Annotated in this window: 20 protein-coding genes; 11 read left to right on the top strand and 9 right to left on the bottom strand. The window is 60.9% G+C overall.

Annotated features, from left to right (window positions below; genetic code table 11):
* Positions 1–7: 7 nt before the first annotated feature.
* The 5 genes from LHFGNBLO_RS06120 (at position 8) to LHFGNBLO_RS06100 (ending at position 7,407) form a co-directional block, all read left to right on the top strand.
* Positions 8–2,167 carry a hydantoinase/oxoprolinase family protein gene (locus tag LHFGNBLO_RS06120; RefSeq protein ID WP_258605173.1) on the top strand — a complete coding sequence of 720 codons (2,160 nt, stop codon included), beginning with the start codon at positions 8–10 and terminating at the stop codon, positions 2,165–2,167.
* A 13-nt stretch (positions 2,168–2,180) separates the two neighbouring features.
* On the top strand, positions 2,181–4,376 hold the full coding sequence (locus LHFGNBLO_RS06115; RefSeq protein WP_258605172.1) for a hydantoinase B/oxoprolinase family protein: 2,196 nt from the start codon (positions 2,181–2,183) through the stop codon (positions 4,374–4,376).
* 6 nt (positions 4,377–4,382) lie between these two features.
* Positions 4,383–4,877, top strand: a complete 495-nt coding sequence (locus LHFGNBLO_RS06110; RefSeq protein ID WP_258605170.1) for an acetone carboxylase subunit gamma — start codon at positions 4,383–4,385, stop codon at positions 4,875–4,877.
* Between the two features lie 137 nt (positions 4,878–5,014).
* A complete protein-coding gene (locus tag LHFGNBLO_RS06105; RefSeq protein ID WP_258605168.1) occupies positions 5,015–5,842 on the top strand; it encodes an SDR family NAD(P)-dependent oxidoreductase in 828 nt (275 codons plus the stop codon).
* 299 nt (positions 5,843–6,141) lie between these two features.
* Positions 6,142–7,407 (top strand): O-antigen ligase family protein, encoded by a 1,266-nt coding sequence (locus tag LHFGNBLO_RS06100; protein ID WP_258605167.1) that lies wholly within the window; start codon positions 6,142–6,144, stop codon positions 7,405–7,407.
* Positions 7,408–7,468: 61 nt separating this feature from the next.
* Here LHFGNBLO_RS06100 and LHFGNBLO_RS06095 read toward each other — a convergent pair whose 3' ends face one another.
* The 3 genes from LHFGNBLO_RS06095 to LHFGNBLO_RS06085 all read right to left on the bottom strand — a co-directional run bounded on the left by LHFGNBLO_RS06095 (position 7,469) and on the right by LHFGNBLO_RS06085 (position 10,730).
* Positions 7,469–8,560 (bottom strand): acyltransferase family protein, encoded by a 1,092-nt coding sequence (locus LHFGNBLO_RS06095; protein ID WP_258605165.1) that lies wholly within the window; start codon positions 8,558–8,560, stop codon positions 7,469–7,471.
* A 130-nt stretch (positions 8,561–8,690) separates the two neighbouring features.
* Positions 8,691–9,965: a polysaccharide biosynthesis/export family protein gene (locus tag LHFGNBLO_RS06090; protein ID WP_258605164.1), complete on the bottom strand. Its 1,275-nt coding sequence runs from the start codon at positions 9,963–9,965 to the stop codon at positions 8,691–8,693.
* Positions 9,966–10,052: 87 nt separating this feature from the next.
* A complete protein-coding gene (locus LHFGNBLO_RS06085; protein WP_258605162.1) occupies positions 10,053–10,730 on the bottom strand; it encodes a sugar transferase in 678 nt (225 codons plus the stop codon).
* A gap of 533 nt (positions 10,731–11,263) precedes the next feature.
* Here LHFGNBLO_RS06085 and LHFGNBLO_RS06080 point away from each other — a divergent pair.
* Positions 11,264–11,611: an exopolysaccharide production repressor protein gene (locus LHFGNBLO_RS06080; protein ID WP_258605161.1), complete on the top strand. Its 348-nt coding sequence runs from the start codon at positions 11,264–11,266 to the stop codon at positions 11,609–11,611.
* A 132-nt stretch (positions 11,612–11,743) separates the two neighbouring features.
* On the opposite strand, the gene LHFGNBLO_RS06075 is transcribed toward LHFGNBLO_RS06080, so the two are convergent.
* From LHFGNBLO_RS06075 to LHFGNBLO_RS06050, 6 genes are all read right to left on the bottom strand, one after another.
* The gene (locus LHFGNBLO_RS06075; RefSeq protein WP_258605160.1) at positions 11,744–13,585 is read right to left on the bottom strand and encodes an ABC transporter ATP-binding protein; all 1,842 of its coding nucleotides are present in this window, start codon (positions 13,583–13,585) and stop codon (positions 11,744–11,746) included.
* A gap of 7 nt (positions 13,586–13,592) precedes the next feature.
* Positions 13,593–14,579, bottom strand: coding sequence for a serine kinase (locus LHFGNBLO_RS06070; protein ID WP_413774704.1), 987 nt, complete (start codon positions 14,577–14,579; stop codon positions 13,593–13,595).
* Entirely contained in the window at positions 14,576–16,498 is a 1,923-nt protein-coding gene (locus LHFGNBLO_RS06065) for a lasso peptide isopeptide bond-forming cyclase (RefSeq protein ID WP_258605157.1), read from the bottom strand. The genes LHFGNBLO_RS06070 and LHFGNBLO_RS06065 overlap by 4 nt, the downstream gene beginning before the upstream one ends.
* A gap of 3 nt (positions 16,499–16,501) precedes the next feature.
* Positions 16,502–16,876 carry a lasso peptide biosynthesis B2 protein gene (locus LHFGNBLO_RS06060; protein ID WP_258605155.1) on the bottom strand — a complete coding sequence of 125 codons (375 nt, stop codon included), beginning with the start codon at positions 16,874–16,876 and terminating at the stop codon, positions 16,502–16,504.
* 25 nt (positions 16,877–16,901) lie between these two features.
* Positions 16,902–17,201, bottom strand: a complete 300-nt coding sequence (locus LHFGNBLO_RS06055) for a PqqD family protein (protein ID WP_258605153.1) — start codon at positions 17,199–17,201, stop codon at positions 16,902–16,904.
* Between the two features lie 146 nt (positions 17,202–17,347).
* Positions 17,348–17,500, bottom strand: a complete 153-nt coding sequence (locus tag LHFGNBLO_RS06050; RefSeq protein WP_258605152.1) for a lasso peptide — start codon at positions 17,498–17,500, stop codon at positions 17,348–17,350.
* Between the two features lie 521 nt (positions 17,501–18,021).
* On the opposite strand from LHFGNBLO_RS06050, the gene LHFGNBLO_RS06045 reads away from it, so the two are divergent.
* From LHFGNBLO_RS06045 to LHFGNBLO_RS06025, 5 genes are all read left to right on the top strand, one after another.
* Positions 18,022–19,149, top strand: a complete 1,128-nt coding sequence (locus LHFGNBLO_RS06045) for a nucleotidyltransferase family protein (protein WP_258605151.1) — start codon at positions 18,022–18,024, stop codon at positions 19,147–19,149.
* 64 nt (positions 19,150–19,213) lie between these two features.
* The gene (locus tag LHFGNBLO_RS06040; protein ID WP_258605149.1) at positions 19,214–20,236 is read left to right on the top strand and encodes a glycosyltransferase family 2 protein; all 1,023 of its coding nucleotides are present in this window, start codon (positions 19,214–19,216) and stop codon (positions 20,234–20,236) included.
* Positions 20,237–20,361: 125 nt separating this feature from the next.
* Positions 20,362–20,763, top strand: coding sequence for a hypothetical protein (locus LHFGNBLO_RS06035; protein WP_258605147.1), 402 nt, complete (start codon positions 20,362–20,364; stop codon positions 20,761–20,763).
* A gap of 151 nt (positions 20,764–20,914) precedes the next feature.
* The gene (locus LHFGNBLO_RS06030) at positions 20,915–21,793 is read left to right on the top strand and encodes a family 16 glycosylhydrolase (RefSeq protein ID WP_319944213.1); all 879 of its coding nucleotides are present in this window, start codon (positions 20,915–20,917) and stop codon (positions 21,791–21,793) included.
* A 60-nt stretch (positions 21,794–21,853) separates the two neighbouring features.
* Positions 21,854–23,185: a UDP-glucose dehydrogenase family protein gene (locus LHFGNBLO_RS06025; protein WP_258605146.1), complete on the top strand. Its 1,332-nt coding sequence runs from the start codon at positions 21,854–21,856 to the stop codon at positions 23,183–23,185.
* Positions 23,186–23,190: the final 5 nt, after the last annotated feature.

Raw genomic sequence — 23,190 nt, 5'->3', positions numbered from 1 at the left:
GGCGACCGTGACCCAGCCAAACCTCACCAGTCCCGTCGTTGGCAACCCAATCGTCATCGGTATCGACGCCGGCGGCACCATGACCGACACGATCCTTGTCGATCAGGACGGCCACTTCAAGATCGGCAAGTCGGCGACCACGCCGAAGAACGAGGCTGAGGGCTTCCTTGCCTCGGCCGAGGACGCTGCCGACGCCTGGGGCATCTCGCTCGAAGCGCTTTTTTCTGGCGTCAATGTCGTGCTCTATTCCGGTACCGGCATGCTCAACACGCTGCTGTCGCGCACCGGGCGCCGGCTCGGCCTGATCACCACCAAGGGCCTCGAGGACATGATCCTGATGGGCCGCGGTCTGCAGGCCTGGGCCGACTATTCCTATGCCGACCGGCTGCACGCGGTGACCCACCATCATCCCGACCCGCTGGTGCCGCGCCGCCGCACCCATGGTGTCACCGAGCGGATCGACCAGTTCGGCGACATCGTGCTGCCGCTCTATGAACATGAGGTTGCGGCCGCTGCGAAAAAGCTGATCGCCGACAAGGTCGAAGCCATCTGCATCATGACGATCTTCTCGCACGTCAATCCGGTGCACGAGAAGCGCATTGCCGAAATCTGCCGCGCGGAGATCGACAAGGCCGGCGCCGAGATCATCGTCTACACCAGCCACGAGGTCCGCCCGGTTATCCGCGAACAGTCGCGGCTGAACTCGGTGCTGATCGAAGCCTATGCCACCTCACGCGGCCGCAAGCAGCTCAAGGGGATCGAGGACGTCTCGAAGAAATACGGCTTCAAATACGGTGTGCAGACGCTGCTCTCCTTCGGTGGCCTGACCTCGATCAACCATCCGCGCCTGCATGAGACCATGATCTCCGGTCCGATCGGCGGCATCCTTGGTGCTGCCTATGTCGGCAAGCTGATCGGCAACGACTCGCTGATCTGCTCCGACATGGGCGGCACCTCCTTCGACATGGGTGTCATCGCGCGCGGCCAGACGCGGATCGAGAACGAGCCGCTGATGGACCGCTTCAAGCTCAACGTGCCAACGCTGCATCTCGACACGATCGGCGCCGGCGCCGGCATGATCCTCAAGGTCGATCCGCTGACAAGGAAGGTCAGCCTCGGGCCGGAAAGTGCGGGCGCCGATCCCGGCCCGATCTGCTTCGATCGCGGCGGCACCGAGCCGACCATCGCCGATTGCGATGCGATCCTCGGCCGGCTCAATCCCGACTATTTCCTCGGCGGCAAGGTCAAGCTGCAGGTCGAAAAGGCCAGGCGCGCCTTCCAGGAGAAATGCTCCGACATACTGGGCGTCGGGCTGGAGGAGGCCGCCGAAGGCATGATCGACATGCTGGAGGCCGACGCCAATAACGCGCTACGCCGGGTGATCTCGGGGCAAGGCATCCACCCGTCGGAATTCACGCTGCTCTCCTATGGCGGCTCGGGTCCGCTGCATCTGGCCGGCTGCTCCAGGGGCATCGGCTTCAAGGACATCATCACCTTCCAGTTCGCTGCCGCCTTTTCGGCCTTCGGCTGCACCACGGCCGATTTCATGCGCCGTCATTCGGTGTCGACGCAGCATGACATCCCGTCGCGAGCGGACGAGGCGACGCTTGCCGCTTTCGGCGCCAAGGTCACCACGGTCTGGAATGATCTGACCAAGGCCGCGGTCGACGAGATGATTGCCGACGGCCATGCCAGGGAGAAGATCAGGACCGTGCCGTTCCTGATGATGCGCTACACCGGCCAGCTCGAGGACGTCGAGGTCATGGCGCCGCTGGCCGAGGTGAGATCGGCCGACGACATGCGTAGGGTTATCGACGAGTTCGAGGCTGTCTATGCCAAGGTCAACCACCGCGTTTCGCGCTATGGCGAGGCCGGCTTCACCATCACCGAACTCGGGCTGATCGCCACCGCCGACAAGGTCAAACCGGTGCTGCTCAAGCGTCCGCTCGGTGCCTCCAATCCCGCATCTGCCCACAAGGGTGTGCGCGAGGCCTATATCGCCGGGCGCTGGCACAAGGCCAATCTCTACGAGATGGACCTGTTGCAGCCCGGCCATGAGGTCATCGGCCCGGCCATCATCGAACACCCCGCCACCACGCTCGTCGTCCATCCGCAAGACCGCGTCTTTGTCGATGAATGGACGCTGCTTCACTATTCCCATGCTTGAGAGGGCGAACGCCATGTTGGACAAACCTGCCTCGGCCCTGCGCCTTCGCGAACGGCTGATCGAATCCGAACGGCTGATGGATGAGACCGGCTGCTATGACGGCATCACCGAACTGTCACTGCGCAACCAGGACCCGCTGAAATTCGAGACACTGCACACCAAGCTGCGCGCCTATTGCGTCTCGGCGCGCGAAATGGCCCGCCGCATCTCGGCCTCGCCCGGCGTGCGCGAGGTCGGCGAGATGGTCGTGGCGATCTATACGCCCGAGGGCGACGCCATCGCGCTCTCCAACGGCATCATGGTCCATGTCCACACGATGAGCCGCTTCATCAAATGGATGATCAGGGAAGGCTACGAGGAGAACCCGCGCATCCGCGAAGGCGACATCTTCGCCAACAATGATGCCTTCATCGGCACCGTCCAGGTCCCCGACGTCATGGACGTGGTGCCGATCTTTTACGAAGGCACGCTGGTCGGCTGGGCCGGTGCGGTCTGCCACGAGTTGGAAGTCGGCGGCATCACGCCCGGCGGCGATGTCTGTCTGGCGCAGGAGCGCTTCACCGAGGGGCTGTTCGTCTGCGCCGAGAAGATCGGCGAGAATGACGAGATCCGCCGCGACTATGTCATCCGCTGCGAGCGCAATCTGCGCATGCCGATCTATTGGGTGCTGGACGAGAAGGCCAAGGTCGCCTCCTGCATCGACATGCGCGAAAGCGTCAAGCAGCTGATTTCGGAGATAGGCCTCGACTACTGGATGAAGGTGTCGAAGGAATTCATCGAGGAAGGTCGCCGCGCCCAGCTTGCCCGCACACGTCAGCTCACCGTTCCCGGCATCTATCGCGGCCATACCTTCTACGGCCATGTCACCGAAGGCAAACCCGGCTTCCAGCCGCTCGGCGATCCGAACTGGCTCTACAACATCCCCATCGAGATGGAGATCACCACTGACGGCAAGATCACCATGGACTTTGAGGGCACCCAGCCCTGGGGCTACCATTCCATGAACTGCACGCCGGCCGGCATGGATGGCGGCATGTTCGTGACGCTGACCCAGCACATGAATTTCGAGGGGCTGGTCAATGACGGCGCCTGGATGGCGACCGAACTCAAACTGCCGCACGGCACCTGGACCAATCCCGACAACGAGATGGTGGCGACAGCCACCTCATGGGCGTTGCTGCTGCCGGCCTATGGTGTCTTCCAGCGACTGTTGTCGCGCAGCTTCGTGGCGCGCGGCTATGTCGAGGAAGCCTTTGTCGGCCAGGTTAACAGCCCGATGATCGAGATGGGCGGCGAGAGCCAGTACGGCACGCCGTTCGGCATGGCGCATTTCGAATGCGCCGCCGCCGGCTCCGGCGCGCTCGCCATCAAGGACGGGCTCGATACCGCCTATGTCGGCTGGAACCCGGAATCCGACATGGGCAACATCGAGGTCTGGGAACAGTCGATGCCGATGGTCTATATCGGCCGCTCGATCGTCCCGAATTCCGGCGGCGCCGGCAAATATCGCGGTGGCTGCTCCTTCGTCTCGACCTGGCTGATCAACAAGACTTCGCATCTCAGGCTCCACACCTCGGAGCATTCCTCCAGGGTGTTCGACAATGGCGGCATGTGCGGCGGCTATCCGGCGCCGACCTGCCAAAAGCATCGTGCGGTGCGTAACTCCAACATTCAGGACTTGGCCGCAAAGGGTGAGCCACTGGCGCATGCGCCTGGCATCGACCCGCATGTCTCGGACTACGAGAAGCGCTTTGGCGGCGATCACGCCGTGGTTGAAGGTCCCTACATCACCGCGCCGCACAAGGCCGGTGACATCTTCAGCCACTCCTACAATGGCGGCGGCGGCTATGGCGACGTGCTGGAACGCGATCCGATCAAGACCGCCTGGGATGTCGAAAACGGCTATCTGACCCGCGAAGCGGCGGACCAGGTTTTCGGCATCGTGCTGGAAGACGATGCCGACGGCTATCCGGTTGCCGATGTCAACGCCACTGTCGAGCGTCGCGCCGCCATGCGCAAGCAACGGCTGGCGAAAGCGATGCCGGTGTCGGACTGGATCGCGGCCGAACGTGTCCGCGTCGAGAAGGCCGACTTCGCGCCGGAGGTGAAGAAAATGTACGCCAGCGCGATCAAGCTGTCGTCGCGCTTCACCAGGGATTTCAGCGATTTCTGGAACGTCGATGCCAAATCGATCTTTGCGGCGGAGTGAAAGACCATGACCTCATACAGCAAGGAAGTCATCCGCGACCTGGCCGCCGGTCAGCTGCCATGGCCGCAGACGCGGCGCATCATGAGCGCCTACAAGGACGATGACCGTTTCTTCAAGATGATCGCCGTCTATCAGGACCGTGTCGCCTGGAAAGACCCGATCCTGTTGCCGGTTTCCGACCATCTGTTCATCTGCCAGAGCGGTGATGAGCGTGTGACCCGGTGCGAATGCGGCCATTCCTTCGGTGACTACCGCAAGAACTGGAAGCTGAACGCTGCGATCCACGTGCGCAACACCGAGGATGCGCTGCGTGAGATCTATCCCAACAGCGATCTGCCCGATCCCGAATGGATGGAGATCCGCGAGTTCATCTGCCCGCAATGCTGCACGCTGCACGAGGTCGAGGCGGCGGCACCCGGCTATCCGATCGTCCATGATTTCGAGCCCGATCTCGAAGGTTTCTATCGCGACTGGCTCGGAAAACCGCTCCAGGGGACATGACGGTGTGAACCGCGTCGCCGGCAAGGTCGCGCTGGTCACCGGGGCGGCATGGTCGGCGATGGAGACTAACTTGCGTCTCATCGACAAGTCGTGTCTGGCCTGATTGTCTGTCCCAAACTGACCGGAGAATGCGAGCGATGACAGATCTTGCCGGCCGCAGTGCGATCGTCACCGGCGGCTTCTCGGGCATGGGTTTTGCGATTGCCACGGCACTGGCGGAGGCTGGCGCCAATGTCGCCGTCGGCTCCTATATCGCGCCCGCCGGTGTTGAAAAATCCGATGCCGCCTACTACCCCCGGGCGGACGAGATCGAGCGCGTGCGTTTGGCCCTCGGCTCGCATGGCACCAGGGTCCACGCCGCCCATCTCGACGTGCGCGACACCGACGTGACCAATCGTTTCACGGCGGAAGCCGAAGCGGCCATCGGCCCTGCCGACATACTGGTCAACGCCGCCGGCACCACCGCCGAGCAGCCGGTATGCGGCCATTCCGACGCACTCTGGGACAAGATCGTCGACACCAATCTCACCGGCGCCTTCCGCGTCACCCGTGCCGTGCTTCCCGGCATGATCGAGCGCAGCTGGGGCCGCATCATCAACATTGGCTCGACCGCGGCTTCCGTCGGTTGGAAGGACAATCCCGCCTATTGCGCCTCCAAGGCCGGCCTGCTCGGCCTCACACGCTGCGTGGCGCTGGAAGGGGCAGCACACGGCGTCACCTGCGTCATGATCAGCCCGACCTGGGTCGAGACCGAACTGATGCGCCGCAATGTGGCGCAGGTCGTCGAGCGCGAAGGCAAGGGGCGTACCGCAGAGGAAGCGATGGCCGAGATCGCCCGCGGCAACCCGCAGCAGCGCATGCTGCAGCCGCAGGAGATCGCGGCACTGGCCGTCTTCCTGTGCTCGGATGCCGCCAAGGGCATCACCATGGAAAACATACAGATCACCGGCGGCGCGCTCTGGTAGGCACGGGGTTGATCGCGGGGTGTCGATCGCCTTCCTGGCGAATCTTGGCGCTCCGGTTGTTTCAGGAGTCCGTCAGGCGCCGACCTGATTTTGCGCCAGATGAGCCGCATTCGCGCCATTCCTATGGGTTATGGTCCCCCACTTGCCCGCGACACATTTGCCATTGAGTGACAGGCGATGGGGCGGTAAGTTATGTTGCACTGCACAATAGGCGCCCAGAGCCGGCATCTCGCGGATAAATCGCCGATCGGCGCCGTGCCCAATTGAATGGCCATGTGGATGAGAAATCCGATACCGATATGAAGATTCCAAAATCCCTGCTGGTCGAACCGGAAAAGAGCGCCGTCTATGGCAGCTTTGCCGTTGCGGTTTCGGTCTTTGCCTTCGCCTACTCCACCAATTTCGGTCCGATCCTGATCCTGGCCTACTATGCGGTCTGGCTTCCGCTCATCTTGGTCGACTACCGGCGGTTTTTGCGCCATCTCTCCGACGCCTGGCTGCCGCTGCTGTTTGTCGCCTATGTCTGCTTATCGGTGTTCTGGTCGCATGCGCCCAGTATCACGGCGAGGGCGGCAATCCAGTATTTCTCGCATATCCTGTGCGCCTACATTGCCGCGCGCACGGTCAGCGTCCGAACTTTGGTGGTGGGCTCGCTGATCGGGATTTTCTTCGTCCTGCTCTATTCGCTGCGTGTCGGCGGCTATGCGACCGATATCATCGACGGCACCACCAATTTCGTCGGCGCCTTCGGCTCCAAGAACCAGGTTGGCTTCTTCTCCTCGCTCGGCATCTATCTCTGCTTCGTTTTTGCCATCTTTTACCGGCGTGGCTGGCCAAGCCTGGTCTGGACGGCGCCGATCGGCCTGCTGTCGGTTTATATGCTCGCCATCGCCCACTCCGCTACCTCGGTGGCGTCGCTGCCGGCGGCTCTGGCGATCGTCATCCTGCTTGCCATGAGCAAGGTGTTGTCGCGCCGCTATCGGCGGGTTCTGTTCGCGGTCGGCGCCTGCACGCTGGTTGCGTCGGTCTTTGCCGCCTTGAATCTTGGCCTTATGGATTTCGTGCTCGGCATCTTCGGTAAGGACTCGACCCTCACCGGGCGCACCTATCTCTGGGAGCAGGGCTGGGAGGCTGCCCAGCAGTTCCCCATCCTCGGCTATGGCTATGCCGCCTATTGGGTGCAGGGTTTTGCCGAGGCCGAAAGGCTGTGGGCCGAGTTCTTCATCACCACCCGCACCGGCTTCCATTTCCACAACACCTATATCGAGACCCTGGTCGAACTCGGCTTTGTCGGGATGTCGCTGATTTCGCTGATCATCCTGCGCGCCTTCTACGGACATATCTCGACCGTGATATTTCGCGATTGGCGCGCCGACTCGGTCGTCCTTGCCGGCGCGGTGGGCCTGATGTTGCTCCGCTCCTTCTTCGAAGTCGAAATGCTGGGCCCGTATTTCACGGCGTCATTCGTCGTCTACTACAGCCTCTTCAAGCTGCGCAGCGTGCCTCAGGTCCGGCGACAGCGTAGCCGGATTGCCATCCAGGAAGCCAAAGTCGCAGGCAGCTGAAACGCTTGTTCCTGTTGATCGATTGGGGTGGCGGGGCGACGAGCCTGAAAGGTTCCGGGCTTTACGCAATGGCGCGAGGGCGCGGCAGCATTTGCCGCTGCAGAAACCGCCGCACCGGTTCGTCGAAGATGCGGGTCCCGATGTCGCCGATGACGATCACGGCAATGGCCATAACGATGCCGAACCAGGGATGATTTGCGAAAGGATCGATGGACACGGCCTTGCCGGCTCCGGCGATGATCATCAGCAGCGGCGTGTGAATGATGTAGATCGGGTAGGAAATCCGCCCGAGCCAGCTGTAGAGCTTTGAGCAGCGCGGATGGGTTGGCGCCAAGGCTCCAACCACGACCATGATCGGAAACAGCAGCACGATGCAGATCAGATCATAGATCGGGCGCATTGCGCCGCCCGGCGCGATGGCAAAGGCCACCAGCGTCAGCACGATCGAAATCTCGATCCAGTAGCCCGTCTGCAGGAAGCCCAGCTTGCCCCGATAAAGTCCTATCGATCGGCACAGCAGCACGCCAAGAAAGAACGAGAAACACACGCGCGGCAAGCCGCTGATGATGGTTTGTCCGGTCATGCCGAAGTCGAGCGTGCCGGCCAGAGCCGCCGCCACGACCAGCAGCACGAGGCTGCCGGCGATGAGGCTCGCCAGCACTCTTTTCGAGAGGACGAAGAACAGCAGGAAATAGGCGATGTTGACGAGAAGCTCGAAAAACAGCGACCAGGAGGCGGGGTTGAGCGGAAAGATCGTGTGATAGGCGCTGCTGACCAGCGGAATGAAAAACATGCCCGTCGTCAGCATCACGGCGATGTCCGAAAGCGGCAGGTATTCCGCAGGCATGAGCCGGTTCTTGATCAGCAGATAGAAAAAGCCAAGCAGCGTGCCGGCAAGGTAAAGCGGATAGAGGCGAATCAGCCGGATCAGCAGGAATGTGCCGAACCCCATCCCGGTTTCGATCTTCCTGTCATAGGCGTGAGCGATGACAAAACCGCTCAGCAGAAAGAACAGGTCGACCGCTAGATAGCTTGAGGGAAGCACCTTGCCGTCGGTGATGAACGGCGAGAAATGATAAAGCATCACGCTTATGGCTGCGACGCCACGCAACGCGTCGAGATTGAGATAAACGTGACGGGTTGACGGCTGCATTCTGTGCTTTCACCAGCGGATCGCTGCGCTTCCGCCCGTCCGGGCGGCATTTCAACGCTGCCTGTTCAACCCTTGCCGGTCACAGCGTCCGCACCCGCCAAGCTCGTTCCCAACGCCTGTCGACTGGCCCCTATTGGCTGGCCATCGGCGCCAGCTTCACCTTGATCACGTCGCCCGGCAGCACCGGCGTGTCCTCGGTAGCGGCGATCTCGCTGGTCTTGCCGTCGACCTCTCGAACCAGCGCGTAAGTCAGGCTGGGTTGTTCGTTGTTTCCGAGCGGCTGGGATGCAGGGTCCGTGGCCGCTGTCATGAGGGCTTTCTGCATGCCCACCCTGAGTGTGGCCTCGTTCAGATCCGTCTCGGTTTGCTGGCGGTCGGCGGCGAGGCTCGAACTTTGGGTGTTCTCGGCATCGATGGCGTCCTGCGTCGCCTTGCTGATCGACTGCTTGGCGGTAAGGATGGCCGTTTCATAATCCAGGACCTGGCCCTGCAGATTGGCGATCGATTGCTCCGAAGTCAGCACACGCGTGTTGACGATCAAGCCCTTCTGCGCCAGCGGACCGATGCTGTCGAGTTGTTGCTTGGCCAGGTCGACCTGTCGCTGCTGGTTGGTGATCTTCTTCTCCAGCGATTCGATTTCGGCCTGCAAAACGCCCTTCAATTCATCGAGCGCCTGCAGCTTCAGCTTCAGCTTCTTCTGGTCGGACGTCAGAATCGCCATTTCATCGGCGACGATGGGCGGCAGTCGCGGATCGTCTGCGATCTCCTTCGGCACTTCGAAGCTCGATTTGCCGGCAATGTCGGCATCGATACGGGCCCGCCTGACAAGCAGGCGAACCTGCTGGTCCTCGTAAATGTCGTAATTGCCCTTGGCGGTAACCAGGTCCTTGCCGAGCTGAGGGCCGTAATCGGCGTTGCGCCTTATGCCGCCGGCAACGCTGATCGCCTTCAGCACGGTCAGCTCGGGCACGTAAGGAAACTGGCCGGGGGTTTGCACCTCGCCCGAAATGTAGAACGGCCGGAACAGCACCATTTCCACCGATGCTTCCGGGCGGTCCGACAGCGCCAGCTTACGCTGCAATGCCTGGCCGATCGCGGCAGCTATCTCCGAAGTGGTCTTGCCGACCGCCGGCATCTCGCCCACGAACGGCACCGACAAGGTTCCGGCGGGACCGACCGTGTATTCTCCGTTTACGGCCGACCAGTCGCGGAACGTGCCTTCGACGGTCTGCCATTCGGCGACGCGGATGTTGAGCTTGTCCTGCGAGCCGAGGCGATACTCGTCGGCTGCGGCCATCTGCGGGAAGGTGAGGGACAGTGCGAGGCAAGCGGTCACCAGGCGGGCCGGCGCCAAACGACCGGCAGTCCTGCCGGTGCGAAGGAATTCGAAAATATCTGTTTTCAACTGAACGTTTCCGATCCGCTTTGGCCCCATCGCCCGATGAGCTTGCTGTCGGTATCGCCGCGCCGCAAAGGCGGCTTTAAGGCCCGGTTAGTAGGAGCCGCGTGACATCCAGACGGCAGGCACGGTCTTGATGATGATCCGAACGTCCTCGAACAGCGACCAGTTCTCGACATAATGCCGATCGAACGCGACACGGCTGTCATAGGAAACATCGTTGCGTCCGCTGACCTGCCAAAGCCCGGTCAGGCCGGGGCGCGACTTCAGGTAATAAACCGCTGCACTGCCATAGATCTCAAGCTCGTCGCGCACCACGGGGCGAGGTCCGACAAGGCTCATATCGCCCTGCAGGATGTTGATGATCTGCGGCAACTCATCGAGGCTGAGCTTCCTCAGCACGGCTCCGACACGCGTGACGCGCGGATCGTTCTTCAGCTTGCGGGTCGCTATCCATTCGGCTTTGGCGTCCGGATTGGCCGCAAGGTAAGCGGCCAGCACCCGTTCCCCGTCCGGCACCATCGTGCGGAACTTGAGGCACGGGAAAATCCGCCCGCCCCGCCCGATCCGCTTGTGACCGTAGAAAATCGAGCCGCCGTCGGACAGCTTGACAAGCAGCGCGACCATCACAAACAGCGGGCTGAGCGCTACCAGGCCGACCAGTGAACCAATAATATCAAAACTGCGTTTGAGCAGCCCGCCGATCGGTGGCGGAAAATCAATGCCGACCTGCGAAAAGCCCGCATTGGCCGACTTAACGATATCCCTCATGCCGAAACTCCATACGTTCAACGAATGGTTTACGGCAAGATATCAAAAAAATGCTGCAGCGCAACACACAATTTCCCATGCTGTTGAAATAGTCACGTCATGATTTGACTAAATAATAAACTCGTCCTGCACAAAATTTCGCCTTTGTGGCACGTTTGTGACAATCTATGAGCAAAGTCAGGAAATCTAGTACCTTTTTGAGGCCAATTTGGGGAGATTCGTTCTTTCCAGCGGGTCGCGGAACATGAGATGGCTCTTAGATGGTGCAGAGAGTAAAGTTATTCGCATAAAATACTATTCAATATTGTAGATTTTACTGGCGCAGGTTTCGTGACCTGAGATTGGCTGTGGTGGCTACGTGTGCGTCGCAACATGGCAGAGTCGATCTCGGAAACCCGTGCAAAATTATTTGCGGTTGCCCTTGCCGTCAGTTTACCGCCTTAATAGAGTCGCAAATTATTTCTGTTAGAGTCTCGATAGGTTGGAAAGGTCGGAAGCAACCGGCCGAAAGCGGGCAAACTGAATAAGCCCGCATGGCGAATGGGGAGATACTCGGGTGGGTAAGTCGTCGTTTTTGTATGCTCGGGCTGGTTGACGGATCGTCGGCCATGTCCCTACCAAAATTCATCATCGGAATGATTTTCGCCCTCGCGATCGTGGTGGCATGGTCCTATGCCGACGGCGCGTCCCTTGGCACAGCATTGGTTCGCGTTGTCGTCTGTGCCGTCATCATTCAAGTAGGCTACTTCCTGCTGATCTACGTCATGGTCGCCAGGAGCGCCCCGACATCGGCCGACAAGGCCCGCGAAGCCGAAAGAAGCCTGAACGCGGACAAAGCCACCGAAGGCGAGAAATTCAGCGCCAGGCGAAGCATTCACTGAACATCGTTTCAGGCCGCGACGTCGATCTCAGTCGCGCCACAGCGCCGCGCGCGTCGTTTTGGATCCGCAAAGGACGCTGCGGGACTGTGATCTGGCGAATGATCCTTTCCAAAATCGATCCGATTTTGGGGGTCATGCGCTAGCCGGTTCCCTCTCGGATTGCTCGCCCGACAGCATCCTGGACAAGCGGCTTCCGGATTTTTCCTTCAATCTTTGATACTGCCCGACCTCGACGATCCGGCCATTTTCCATGGCCACGACCCAGTCGGCGAAAGCGATCATCGATGGCCGGTGCGCAATGGTCAGGATCGTCATCGAGCCGCGCAGCCCGTCGATCGACTTGGCTATCAACGACTGGTTCTGCCAGTCGAGCGCGCTGGTGGCCTCATCCAGAATGAGCAGGGACGGTCTGCGAAGCAGCGCCCGCGCCAGTGCTATCCGCTGGCGTTCACCGCCTGACAGCCGGACGCCGCGGTCGCCGACCACCGTATCGAGCTGGTGCTCGAGCCGCTCGACAAACTCCGCGGCATGCGCCGATCGAAGCGCCGTCCAAAGATCGTCATTGCTGGCTTGCGGCGCGGCAAGGCGAAGATTTGCGGCGATCGTCTCGTGCAGCAGGAACACATCCTGCGGCACATACGCCACCTGATCGCGCCAGCGCCTGCGATTGGCAGCATCGATCTCGACGCCATCGGCAAGAATTCTGCCTTCCGTCGGCTCCAGCAGCCCAAGCAGCATGTCGGCGATCGTGCTCTTGCCCGATCCTGAGGGGCCGATAAGCGCCGTCACCTTGCCGGCGGGAAGGCCGAAGGTGATGTCGCTTACGACGGGCTTGCTGGTGCCGTCGCCATAGGCAAAGGAGACATTGCGTATGTTCAGCCCCTTGTCGAGCGACAGTTTTCCATTTGCCTCAGGCTCGTCATTCGCGGGTTCGCGCTCGGCGTCGAAACGCGTCTGCAAGTCTCGCATCGAGGCATAGGCGGGCAGATTGATCAAAATCTGTTGCGCCTGCGTCTGCATATCCATGAAGCGCGGCGCAATGCGCATGAAAACCAGAAGCAGGACGACGATTTCGGCCAGCGAAAGATTGAAGCGAACCAGCGCGATGTAGACGAAGACGCTCAAGCCGATGACGCTGGCCACCTGGAACAGCGCAGTGCCGATCGAGCTGTTGCGAACATAGTTGATGTTGTCGGTCTTCATTCTCTCCAGCGTCGACTGAAGCTGTGCGTAATACGTCGCCTCGACGTTCAGGCTCTTGGCCACCTTGATGCCGCCCAGGAACTCCGAGACCGTGCGGTATTGCTCCTGGCGATTGGTCGTCAAAACCCGGCCGAATGCGGTGGCCCGGGAGCGGAACGGTTTCAACGCCGCGAACGTCAGGACGCCGATGACGATGGCGACCGAAGTCATCACGGGAGAAATGAACAGCGAAACCACGAGGTAGCCGGCCAGCAGCACCGCGATTTGCACCAGCATCAGCAACGAGAAAGCCGCGGCCTGCACGCGGTCTATGTCGCCGGTCAGGGCATGGTCGAGGTCGGAACTTCGCATGCGCGCGAATATGCCCCACCGCGCCTTGCCGATGCTCTCGAACAGATTCATGCGCAGGCGGTTGATGAAATCAAGCAGAAGCCTGGCCATGTAGACGGATTTGAAGCGGTTGAAAGCGGCCTGCAGCACGACAAGCCCGACGAGCATGCAAAGCACTGTCGTCAATTGCAGCGTCCCGTCCGGCACCAGCCAGCGCACCATGTCGTTATCAGGCAGCTTGATCGCGAAATTCTGATCGGGCCGCCCCACCAGATGCAGCAAGGGGACGAGAAGCAGGATCGAGATGCCTTCGGTAAGGCTTCCCAGGATCAGGAAGAGCAATGCCGTCCACGCCCTCCGCCCTCCGATCCGAGCCACGACGGCGCCGAACCCGGCGACCTCCCGGAACAGCGACAAGCGAAAGATTGATGATCCAGCCATGCTTTGCTCAGCGCGGACGATTGTCGACCGCCAGATCCTTCTCGATGAGATCGACGGCTTCGCCAATTCGCTCCAGGCCCGTAGGCACTTCAAGGCGACACACGCCGACATGGTCGGCCAGCCGGGCGCATTGGCGAAGGTGTGTGGCCGCAAAATCGCCGACCAGGGCCGGGCGGCCGAAGCGTGTCACGTAAGAAAACTTGATGATTGCCGGCAGGGCACTGACGCCCGGCAATGGCGATATCGCTGCCTTTTCGCCGCGCTCGAGGACGTAGATCCTTGTCGCCGGAACCTTGTCCCGCGAAAACCCGGCATGCAGGCGATGCTGGGTCTTGTCGATCGCCGGATGGACCTGCGGGCGCACTTCCGCCTGCCTGAGAGGGATGGCGGCGGCAGCATCGGCAGCCAATTTGAGCTGCGGAAAGCCCGGAACGATCATCGGCCGGTCCGGGTCGGCCAGATCGAGTGCCACGACATCGTCGGTGAGCAATCCATGCCCGGCGCGGATCATCGCGCCCGCAGTCGTTGATTTGCCGGCGCCCTTGTCGCCCATGAAGATTGCACTTTTGCCACCGACGGCGATGGCGCTGGCGTGAAGGATCAACAAGCCGCGTTGATGCAGCAGCAGCGCCATGACCGGCCCCAGCAGCGGAAACGCGATCAACGGATCGTCGATGCCTGGCGCCGGGTCCACTTCGATCCGGCAGGCATCGCTTATCAGAAACGCGCCGACCGCCGGCCATGCCAGATACTGCCAGTCCGGTTCGAACCGGAAAGCGGTTCCGGCATCGAGCAAAGGCTCCGGCAAGTCGATTGGGCCCACCGTGATCGCGATATCGGCCGCAGCCGGCTCGGCGGGCTCCAGTTCGGGCAACGCCACTTCCGAACTGATCGTCAGGCCGTACGCCTTGTAGAAGCGAGGCTGTCGCACCGTCCTGCCTTCTAGCTGGTCATGCCTCAGGTTCGAGGCGAGTGATGTGTTCCGGGGCATTATGCGTGGTTCCCACGAAGTTGGATTTGGCGCAGCCACAGAGACAGCGCGATCGAGCGCCAGACATACTGGACATCGGGTAGCGTCGCAGCATCGGGCTGCCGTGAAATCCGGCCATAGGCCGCGGTCACCTCGGGCAGGTTGACGTATGGAGCGATAAGAGTCGCATCCGATACCAGAACCTTGTCCAGGAGATCGCGGTGATTGCCGAGCATGCCGTTGACGAGATTGGACGTGAAATCGATCTTGTCGCGCCGCCACTGAACCGCCTGAGGCAAGATTCCCTCCATGGCCCGGCGCAGCACATAGCGGCCAAAGCCCCTGTTCAATTTCTCCTCGCCAGGCAGCGCCAGGCAGAACTCGACCAGCGGCTTGTCCCAGAACGGATAGCGAGGCTCCACGCCGAAATTGGCGGCAGCCTTGTCGAGAACCTCGAAAGCGTGCGGCACCATCCCGCCCGAGAGGATCCAGCGATGGGTCAAGGTCTCGCTGACGCTGACCGCAGGCGACATGTAGCCGGTCCTGCGAAACCTTTCGACGAGGTCCGTTCGCAGGGCCAGATCCGGATTGATCAAGCCGCGCCAGCTCGGGCCACGCGGCGCTTGGGCCGGCTTTCGCCGCACCTTGTTTAGCGCGCGGTTCATGACATGCCTGAGTTTTGCAAGGCGCCAGGCCGGCCCGTAGGCGGTCAGGAACTTGAGGTACATGCCCAGTATGCCGTCGCCATAGGTGTTGGAGGCACTGCGCAACTCGCGCCAGAGCTCCATCCATCTGCCGGCGTCGGCGAGTTCGTGCAGGTGGCCGTGGCCCTGGGAAACGACTTCGTCGCCGCCATGGCCGTCCAGCAGGACTTTCACGCCCCTCGCGCCAGCGGCCCTGTAGATGCCGCGAGTCAACGAGAGGCCGGGTGCCAGAAACGTCCCTTCCTGCTCTTCCAGAATGCGTTCGAACTCCGCGAATGGCGCGTAGGTGCCGACGGCAATGAGGGTGCCGTCGACCTTTTGCTGTGCCAGCACCGCATCGATGAACGGCCGTTCGTCCATCGACGATCCTTTCTCGAAAACCAACGAAAAGGTCGGCAGTCTTGGTTTCCGTCCGGCTGCATTCTGCATGCTCGCCACGCAGGCGATCGAGGAGGAATCGAGCCCCCCGCTCAGCATCGCACCGACCGCGGACGTCCCGCGCATCCGGTTGCGAACCGATTGCGAGAACAGATGACGGAACTCCTCGGCGGCATCCGATCGCATCGGCCTTTGCGACGGCTCGATCTGCCAGTATCGACGCAACACCACCTGTTGCGCCGTCACGGTGAGGCTGTGGCGCGCCGGCAGGCGGAAGATATCGGTGTAGGACGTGGACTGCGGATCGTCAGGCAGCCCGGCCAGAAATCCCGAAATCTGATGTTCGCTGACGCGGGCGCTGACACCGTCGACGTCGAGGATCGGCCCGATCTCCGACGCAAAGACGAAGCGGCGGTCACTCGAATGATAGTAGAAGGGTTTGACCCCGAAGTGATCGCGCACACAAAACAGCGCCTGGCGTTCACTGTCCCATATAGCAAAGGCGAAATCGCCCTGCAGATGCTCGGTGCAGGCTTCGCCCCAACGCAAATAGGCGCGCATCAGCAATGTGGCATCGGCGACCGACCGGTCCCTGATGCCCAGCTTCGCCAGCAATTCGTCCCTGTTATCGAGCCGGCAGTCTGCGGTGATCGCGAGTTTGCCGGCACCCATGGTCAAGGGACCGGGCCCGGATTCGTCGGTTGTGTTGAGCCATGCGTGACCGAGAGCGACTGTCGTGTCCATCCACCACGAACTGCCGTCACGGGCACGATGGTGCATGCGCGCAAGCATGCGCTGAATGTCAGCCGCGGCGGTCGGCTTGCCTTCCCGCCTGAGCAGAATTCCGGCGACGCCGCTCATCGGCTACTGACCGTGGTCGACGAGATGGGTGAACCTGTCTATGGAGCCGCCAAGCACGATGTGGTTGCCGCTCATCAGCCAGGCATGCGCCTTCAGTTGCGTGCCCGTATCCCGCTCTATTCCGATGCGGATCTTCGAAGCATTGCCTTGGCGGGCAAGAATGTACTGGCCGGAAAGAGCCTGGGTAAGACAGCTCGCACGCGGCACGAAGCGGGCCGCGGCTGCTACACCCCAGGCGACACGCCGTAATTCGCCGATGTCGGCTGGTTGACGTGCATCCAGTCGCGTCACCATGTGGCGAACGCGATTGTAGGAGAACAGCGTCAGTCCCAGCCGCACCGCCGCAACCACCAGAAGGCAGCGAGCCAGGAAGAGCATCTCCGAACCACTCAGGGAGAGAACTCTAGACAAGTTCCTCATGGTGGAGCCTCGCAAGTCCTGAATCGGCCAGGCCCTTCAGCAATCCGTCGACATCGGCCTTGCAGCGCTCCGGGTCGACATTGTAGCGCGCAAGCACGGCGCTATGGATTTCAGAGATAGGCTTTGGCTCCTGGATCAGCTCCCAGATGTAGGCGCCGACGCTGTTCAGGCTGTAGTAGATGTTGGATTTCAGATCGAGGAGCGCCAGTCCGTTGCCAAATTCGCAGGCTACGGCATCCTTGGTCGCACTTACACGATCTTGGTCAGATGGGTCCCAGTTCATTCCTAAAACCTCGGGTTACAATACGCTTCGGCAGTTCCAGGGAATGGTCGGGGAGCCGGGGTTTTTGGCCCCCGGCTCCCCTTGATGCGTCGGCTTTAGATACCGAATTTAGATGCCGAACTTCGTCACCCCAACGAGAATTAGGATTAAGAGAAGGTGAGTTCGCCGATCGGCGTGTGAGCGGGGAACGCGGCGTCGAGCGCCGTCGAGCCACCGCCGCCCTGCGTGATCGATTCAATAGAACCGTGAACCGTCAGGCTTGGCGTTTCGTATTCATGCTTTTCAACATTCTGTTCCATTTTACTCTCCAATAAGGACTGGAAACGGCCTGTCGAGTACCGTCAGCACATTTCTATGCTGCAATGCAATAGCTGCATGGGCGTCATGTATGAGTCAAGCCTGATTTACCAACCGTTAATCAATTGTTGGTTGCGCTTGCCTCCAACGGTGATCAAACCGCTGGCAATTGCACCGTAGTCACGCCTTACAAAGGAATTCAACGACGTGTCGATGCCCCGTTATTAAGCATCTGATTTAATTAGGATAAATGTTTTTACTAAAATGCCTACCTTTTAGGCAAAGCAAAATATGCATCTAATTGATGCAAAATCCGACGTTTTGGGACCGGCGTTGCCGATGCCGATTGAGATTTTCGCCGCGCTTTCCCTCGTTTTCAAAATTGGGTCCGTAAACGCTCCGGTTGCAAGGAAATGGACGCAGAAGGAAAAACTGGACGGCGCGAACGATTTTGGCGATGCTTTTCTTCGCAGTTGCAATATAACGCGTCGGGCAATTTTTTTTTACGGAGACTTTGAGCGGAATGGCGTTGCAGGAAGGTTCCTTCGAAAGATTGCGCGCTGCCGGCTGCGCCGACGAAGTGGCCTATGTGCAGGCGTGCCTGAGGCTGTTTTTCGCCTCAGGGGCGGGTGCCGGCGAAGCGTGTGTGCCAGCCATCTCCGTTGCCAACATCTGCGATATCGCCAGGCTCAACAAGGTGGCGACCTTCGTTTTGAAGGCCTTGTCTCGCACGCCGGCAAGCGGAGCACCGCCCGGGCTGCTTGAATGGCTCGACATCTATCGCAGACGGACGGTTTCGATGAACTCGTCCGGCATCATGGACTCGATAACGATCGACAAGGTGCTGCGCGACACGCATATCGATTTCGTCTTCCTGAAGGGCCCGGTTCAGCAACACCTGCTCTATGGCGATCACTTCATGAAGCCTTCCGGGGATGTCGACATCCTGGTGGCGCCGACCGGTTTTTTCAAAGCGCGTGAAGCGCTCCGTTCGATTGGCTATGAGGTGGCGGGCAAGTCCCGTTCCGTCTGGTGGGTTCGCTTTCTGGGCGAACAGCATATGGAGCGTGGCAGCGGGTCGAGACCGTCCACGGTCGATCTCCACTACCGGCTCCAGCAGCCGGGGTCGCCGAGCCCACGCGATACCGATGGATTTCTGCGGCGCAAGCGCTCGGTCGAGATCGCCGGCGGCAGCGTGCCTTTCATTTCGGCTTCCGACACCTTGCTGCTTTCCTGCATTAGCGTTGCCAAGGCCTTTTTCAATCGCGAACCCTGTGCCGGCTATGTCTGCGATATCCGAGCCAGCGCCAGCCGCCTGAGCGAGGCGGAGCAGCAAAGTGTACTCGACTACGCGGCGGAGCAGGGGCTGGCCGACACGCTGCTGCTCGGCCTGCGTTCCGCCGACGTGCTTCTTGGCGGCTCCGGCACGCTTCTGTCGGAGCGGGCTACCCGGATTCTGTCACGCATCGGCAATGAAGACCTGCTCCACATGGTGATTGCGCCGTGGCTGTCGTCCTTGCGATGGCCGCAGCGGCGAACCGTGCTGTGGGAACTGTGCGGTCGCGAACCCGTTCGCTATCTGACCGAGGCCGGCTGGGCCGCGTCCGCCGACCTCAGCCGGCGCATGTTCGAGCGGTCGCAGAGTCAGTGAGGCTGGGTATCGAATGGGGGAGGCGCGGAATTCGGAATAACTTGTGCAATCGAGAGGTCAATCTATGCCGATGACAGCATCCCAGGTCTGCGTGATCATCGCGGCCCGCAACGCGGCCGGGACAATTCCGGCCGCCATTGCCTCGGCGTTGCGCGAGCCGGAGGTGGCGGAAGTCGTCGTCGTCGACGACGCGTCCACCGATGACACCGGGCACGTGGCCCGCGCTGCCGATGACGGCAGCGGCAGGCTTTCGGTGATGCGTCTCGACGTCAATCGAGGCCCTTCGTTTGCCCGCAATGCGGCGATTGCCGGGTCCAGATCGCCATTCCTCAGCATCCTGGACGCCGACGATTTCTTCCTCGAGGGCAGATTTCGCACATTGTTCGCCAGCGCCGACTGGGATTTCGCGGCAGACAACATCATGCTCATCAGGGACGACACGGCCACCGACGTCTCGAAGATCGTCGCCCCGTCTTTTTCGGCTGATCCGGAATTCCTCGACTTCGAGCGCTTTATCGAAGGCAACATCTCCAGGCGGCGTGTGCAGCGCGGCGAACTGGGCTTCCTCAAGCCGGTGATCAGCAGGGCCTTCCTCGACCGGCACGGGCTGCGCTACGACGAAAACCTGCGTCTGGGCGAAGATTACGAGCTCTATGCCCGTGCGGTCGCCTGTGGCGCGCGGTTCAAGGTCATCAGGTCTTGCGGCTACGGCGCGATCGTTCGCGCTGATTCGCTGAGTGGCCGGCACAAGACGCAGGATCTGAAGCGCCTGGCCGATGCGGATCTGGCGCTGCTTGAGATCGAGAGTTTGCCGGAAGGCTCGAAGGCTGTGCTGAGAAGGCACGAACGGCATGTGCGCGACAAATATCGGCTGCGGAATTTCCTCGACGTGAAGGCCGAGCGGGGCATGGCATCGGCCGCCGCCTATGCCTTGGCCAGCCAATCCAACCTCTTTCCCATCGTCTGGGGCGTGGCCGCCGACAAATTGGATGCGCTGTTTCGTCACGCCGGCCTTTCATCGAAACAGCAGCAGGTGCCGCCCTTGCGCTTCCTCATGGCCGGGACCAGCGCGGTTGCGGAAAAGTAGCCTCACCGTCGAGCCACAATGGCCTGAAACGCTGAAAAATCCTCTTTCTGAAACTGGGAGGTTGCCTACTCGCCCTAGGGATGGCACTGTATGTTGCGGTGCAGCAATTGTGGAAGGCCAACCGGATGGCTTCGATTTTCGGCTTCAGTTCCAGGGACCCGGCCCGGGACCGGCAGACCGATCTCTCGCGTTTCAATCGTCTCGCAAAACTGTTCGATCAGATTGCGGCCGAGATCGCGGCGGAGAAAACCGGGCTTGAGAATCGCTATCGGTCGAAGTCCACGAACGCGGCCTTTCTGGTCGAGGCGATGGAGAACGGCTCAGCGTCCGCAAGCAGGTCGTCGGAAGTCAGCGAATTGACGACCTCGATCCTGAATTGCGAACAGCGCATCGCTGCGCTGGCGCGCCAGAACAGCCTGATGAGGGATCTGCGTCATTCGCTGGATGCGCTCGTCGAGGAGAATGGGCCGCAAGGTTCAACCGCGGAGGCCGAATTCGTCAAGCGTACCGGTGTGGGTCCGGCCTGACGGTGTAGATCCTGTGTGGGCGTCCGTTTGGTCGTCGACATCTGGCACGGCAATACAAGAGTTTGGGGCGGAGGATCGAGAGCGGCCCGTTTTGCAAGCGGGTCGACTGGTGACTTTGGGTTGGGGCGCACAGCACAAAGGTAAGTTTGGTATGAATATTGATCCGAAGAATACCTCCAACGTCATGGCCGATGGCATGCCGTTCACGCGCCAGATCCAGCAGCGGGGCCTGCGGCGGCTGCGCTCGGGTGCTGCACTTCTGCTGGTCGTTCTCGCAAGCCTGGTTGCAGGCTCGATCCCGTCTCGCGCCCAGGATATGCCGAGCTCGCCATCATTCGTCGATGATTTCACCAGTTTCGATCGCGCCCGATGGTACGTTTCCGATGGCTGGTCGAACGGCCCTCATCAGAACTGCACCTGGTCGAAGAGCCTGGTCGGGCTTTCCGATGGCGTGCTGACGCTCGGCTTCGAGAAGCGCAAGGTGAAGGATCGCGATTTTGCCTGCGCCGAAATCCAGACCAAGAAGCGCTATGGCTACGGGACCTATGAGGCGCGCATGAAGACGGATACCGGATCCGGCCTCAACGCCGCCTTCTTTTCCTACATCGGTCCGGCCGACAAGCAGCCCTGGGACGAAATCGACTTCGAGGTCCTGACCAAGGACACGTCCAAGGTCCAGGTGAACACCTACATTTCCGGCAAGCCGAAGAATGAAAAGCTTGCCGATGTCGAGGGTGGCACCGACAAGGGTTTCAACGACTATGGCTTCGTCTGGGAGAAGGACCGCCTGCGCTTCTACGTCAATGGCAAGCTTGTCCAGGAAGTGACGGACCCTGCAGAACTGCCGACCCATTCGCAAAAGATATTCTTCAGCCTGTGGGGCAGCGACAAGCTGACCAACTGGATGGGCGCCTTTTCGGATCCCGGCCGCAAGGTCTCGATGCAGGTGGAGCGCGTCGCGTTCACCGCATTGGGTGAGCCGTGCCAGTTTCCAGAATCGCTGGCATGCAGTGTCGGCAGCATCAAGTAAGATCGCATTTGAAGCGGCCGCACCGGCCGCGTCCAAGGTCATGAACAGGAACCAAACCGAATGAATTTGACCGTCTTTGGAATAGGTTATGTCGGTCTCGTCCAGGCCGCGGTGCTGGCGGAAGTCGGGCATCAGGTGGTGTGCGTCGATGTCGACGAGAACAAGGTCGAGCGGCTCAACCAGGGGTTGGTTCCGATTTTCGAGCCCGGGCTGGAAAACCTCGTCAAGGAGAATCACGCCGCCGGCCGCATCAAGTTCACCACCGACGCCGCCGCCGCGGTCAAGCATGGCGAGATCCAGATGATCGCGGTCGGCACGCCGCCTGGCGAGGATGGCTCGGCCGACCTCAAATATGTGCTGGCGGTCGCCGAGACCATCGGCCGGGAAATGGAGACAGCCAAGATCGTCGTCGGCAAGTCGACGGTGCCGGTCGGCACTTGCGAAAAGGTAAAGGCCAGGATCGCCGAAACGCTGAAGGCGCGCGGGCGCGAGGATCTGGCCTTCGACGTGGCCTCCAATCCGGAATTTCTCAAGGAAGGTTCCGCGGTGGCCGACTGCATGAAGCCGGACCGCATCATCGTTGGCACCGACAGCGAGGACACCGAGGCAGTGATGCGCGAGCTTTACGCCCCGTTCAACCGCAACCACGAGAAGATGATCGTGATGGACGTGCGCAGCGCCGAGTTCACCAAATACGCGGCCAATTGCATGCTGGCGACCAAGATCAGTTTCATGAACGAGATGGCCAATCTGGCCGAGGAACTGGGTGCCGACATCGAGGAGGTCCGCAAGGGCATCGGCTCAGATCCGCGCATTGGCTACCACTTCATCTATCCAGGTCTCGGCTATGGCGGCTCGTGCTTCCCCAAGGATGTGCGCGCCCTGATCAAGACCGCCGAGGGCGTCAAGTTCGATGCCAAGCTGCTGCGCGCGGTCGAGGAGCGCAATAACGAGCAGAAGTCGGTTCTGTTCGACAAGGTGAACCGCTATTTCAAGGGCAATCTCAAAGGCAAGACCTTCGCCTTGTGGGGCCTGGCGTTCAAGCCCAACACCGACGACATGCGCGAGGCGCCGGCGCGTGTCTTGATGGAAGCGTTGTGGAAGGCCGGCGCCAATGTGCAGGCCTTTGACCCCGAGGCGATGCAGGAATGCCAGGCCATCTACGGGCTGCGCGACGATCTGCTTTTGTGCGGGACCAAGGAGGCGGCACTGCGCGGTGCCGATGCGCTGCTGATTGCCACCGAGTGGAAGAGCTTCCGGGCGCCGTCCTTCGACGCGCTGAAGGATGCGCTGACCACGCCGATCATCTTCGACGGCCGCAATCTCTACGACCCCAAGGTGATCGCCCGCCACGGCATCGAGTATCACAGCATCGGCAGGATAGCGGCGTAGAGGCA

Origin of the sequence: Mesorhizobium sp. AR10, from assembly GCF_024746795.1 — a bacterium.
In the GTDB taxonomy this organism is placed as follows: domain Bacteria; phylum Pseudomonadota; class Alphaproteobacteria; order Rhizobiales; family Rhizobiaceae; genus Mesorhizobium.
Note: the sequence above shows the minus strand (reverse complement) of the source record. Positions and strands in the feature narration are given on the sequence as shown.

Excerpts from the sequence above, each read along its gene's own strand:
- LHFGNBLO_RS06065 (WP_258605157.1), bottom strand. The coding sequence starts at position 16,498 with ATGAGCGGCGTCGCCGGAATTCTGCTCAGGCGGGAAGGCAAGCCGACC.
- LHFGNBLO_RS06030 (WP_319944213.1), top strand. The coding sequence starts at position 20,915 with ATGAATATTGATCCGAAGAATACCTCCAACGTCATGGCCGATGGCATG.
- LHFGNBLO_RS06080 (WP_258605161.1), top strand. The coding sequence starts at position 11,264 with ATGGCGAATGGGGAGATACTCGGGTGGGTAAGTCGTCGTTTTTGTATG.
- LHFGNBLO_RS06085 (WP_258605162.1), bottom strand. The coding sequence starts at position 10,730 with ATGAGGGATATCGTTAAGTCGGCCAATGCGGGCTTTTCGCAGGTCGGC.
- LHFGNBLO_RS06055 (WP_258605153.1), bottom strand. The coding sequence starts at position 17,201 with ATGAACTGGGACCCATCTGACCAAGATCGTGTAAGTGCGACCAAGGAT.
- LHFGNBLO_RS06095 (WP_258605165.1), bottom strand. The coding sequence starts at position 8,560 with ATGCAGCCGTCAACCCGTCACGTTTATCTCAATCTCGACGCGTTGCGT.
- LHFGNBLO_RS06105 (WP_258605168.1), top strand. The coding sequence starts at position 5,015 with ATGACAGATCTTGCCGGCCGCAGTGCGATCGTCACCGGCGGCTTCTCG.
- LHFGNBLO_RS06110 (WP_258605170.1), top strand. The coding sequence starts at position 4,383 with ATGACCTCATACAGCAAGGAAGTCATCCGCGACCTGGCCGCCGGTCAG.
- LHFGNBLO_RS06025 (WP_258605146.1), top strand. The coding sequence starts at position 21,854 with ATGAATTTGACCGTCTTTGGAATAGGTTATGTCGGTCTCGTCCAGGCC.
- LHFGNBLO_RS06035 (WP_258605147.1), top strand. The coding sequence starts at position 20,362 with ATGGCTTCGATTTTCGGCTTCAGTTCCAGGGACCCGGCCCGGGACCGG.
- LHFGNBLO_RS06060 (WP_258605155.1), bottom strand. The coding sequence starts at position 16,876 with ATGCTCTTCCTGGCTCGCTGCCTTCTGGTGGTTGCGGCGGTGCGGCTG.
- LHFGNBLO_RS06045 (WP_258605151.1), top strand. The coding sequence starts at position 18,022 with ATGGCGTTGCAGGAAGGTTCCTTCGAAAGATTGCGCGCTGCCGGCTGC.
- LHFGNBLO_RS06075 (WP_258605160.1), bottom strand. The coding sequence starts at position 13,585 with ATGGCTGGATCATCAATCTTTCGCTTGTCGCTGTTCCGGGAGGTCGCC.
- LHFGNBLO_RS06100 (WP_258605167.1), top strand. The coding sequence starts at position 6,142 with ATGAAGATTCCAAAATCCCTGCTGGTCGAACCGGAAAAGAGCGCCGTC.
- LHFGNBLO_RS06115 (WP_258605172.1), top strand. The coding sequence starts at position 2,181 with ATGTTGGACAAACCTGCCTCGGCCCTGCGCCTTCGCGAACGGCTGATC.
- LHFGNBLO_RS06050 (WP_258605152.1), bottom strand. The coding sequence starts at position 17,500 with ATGGAACAGAATGTTGAAAAGCATGAATACGAAACGCCAAGCCTGACG.
- LHFGNBLO_RS06040 (WP_258605149.1), top strand. The coding sequence starts at position 19,214 with ATGCCGATGACAGCATCCCAGGTCTGCGTGATCATCGCGGCCCGCAAC.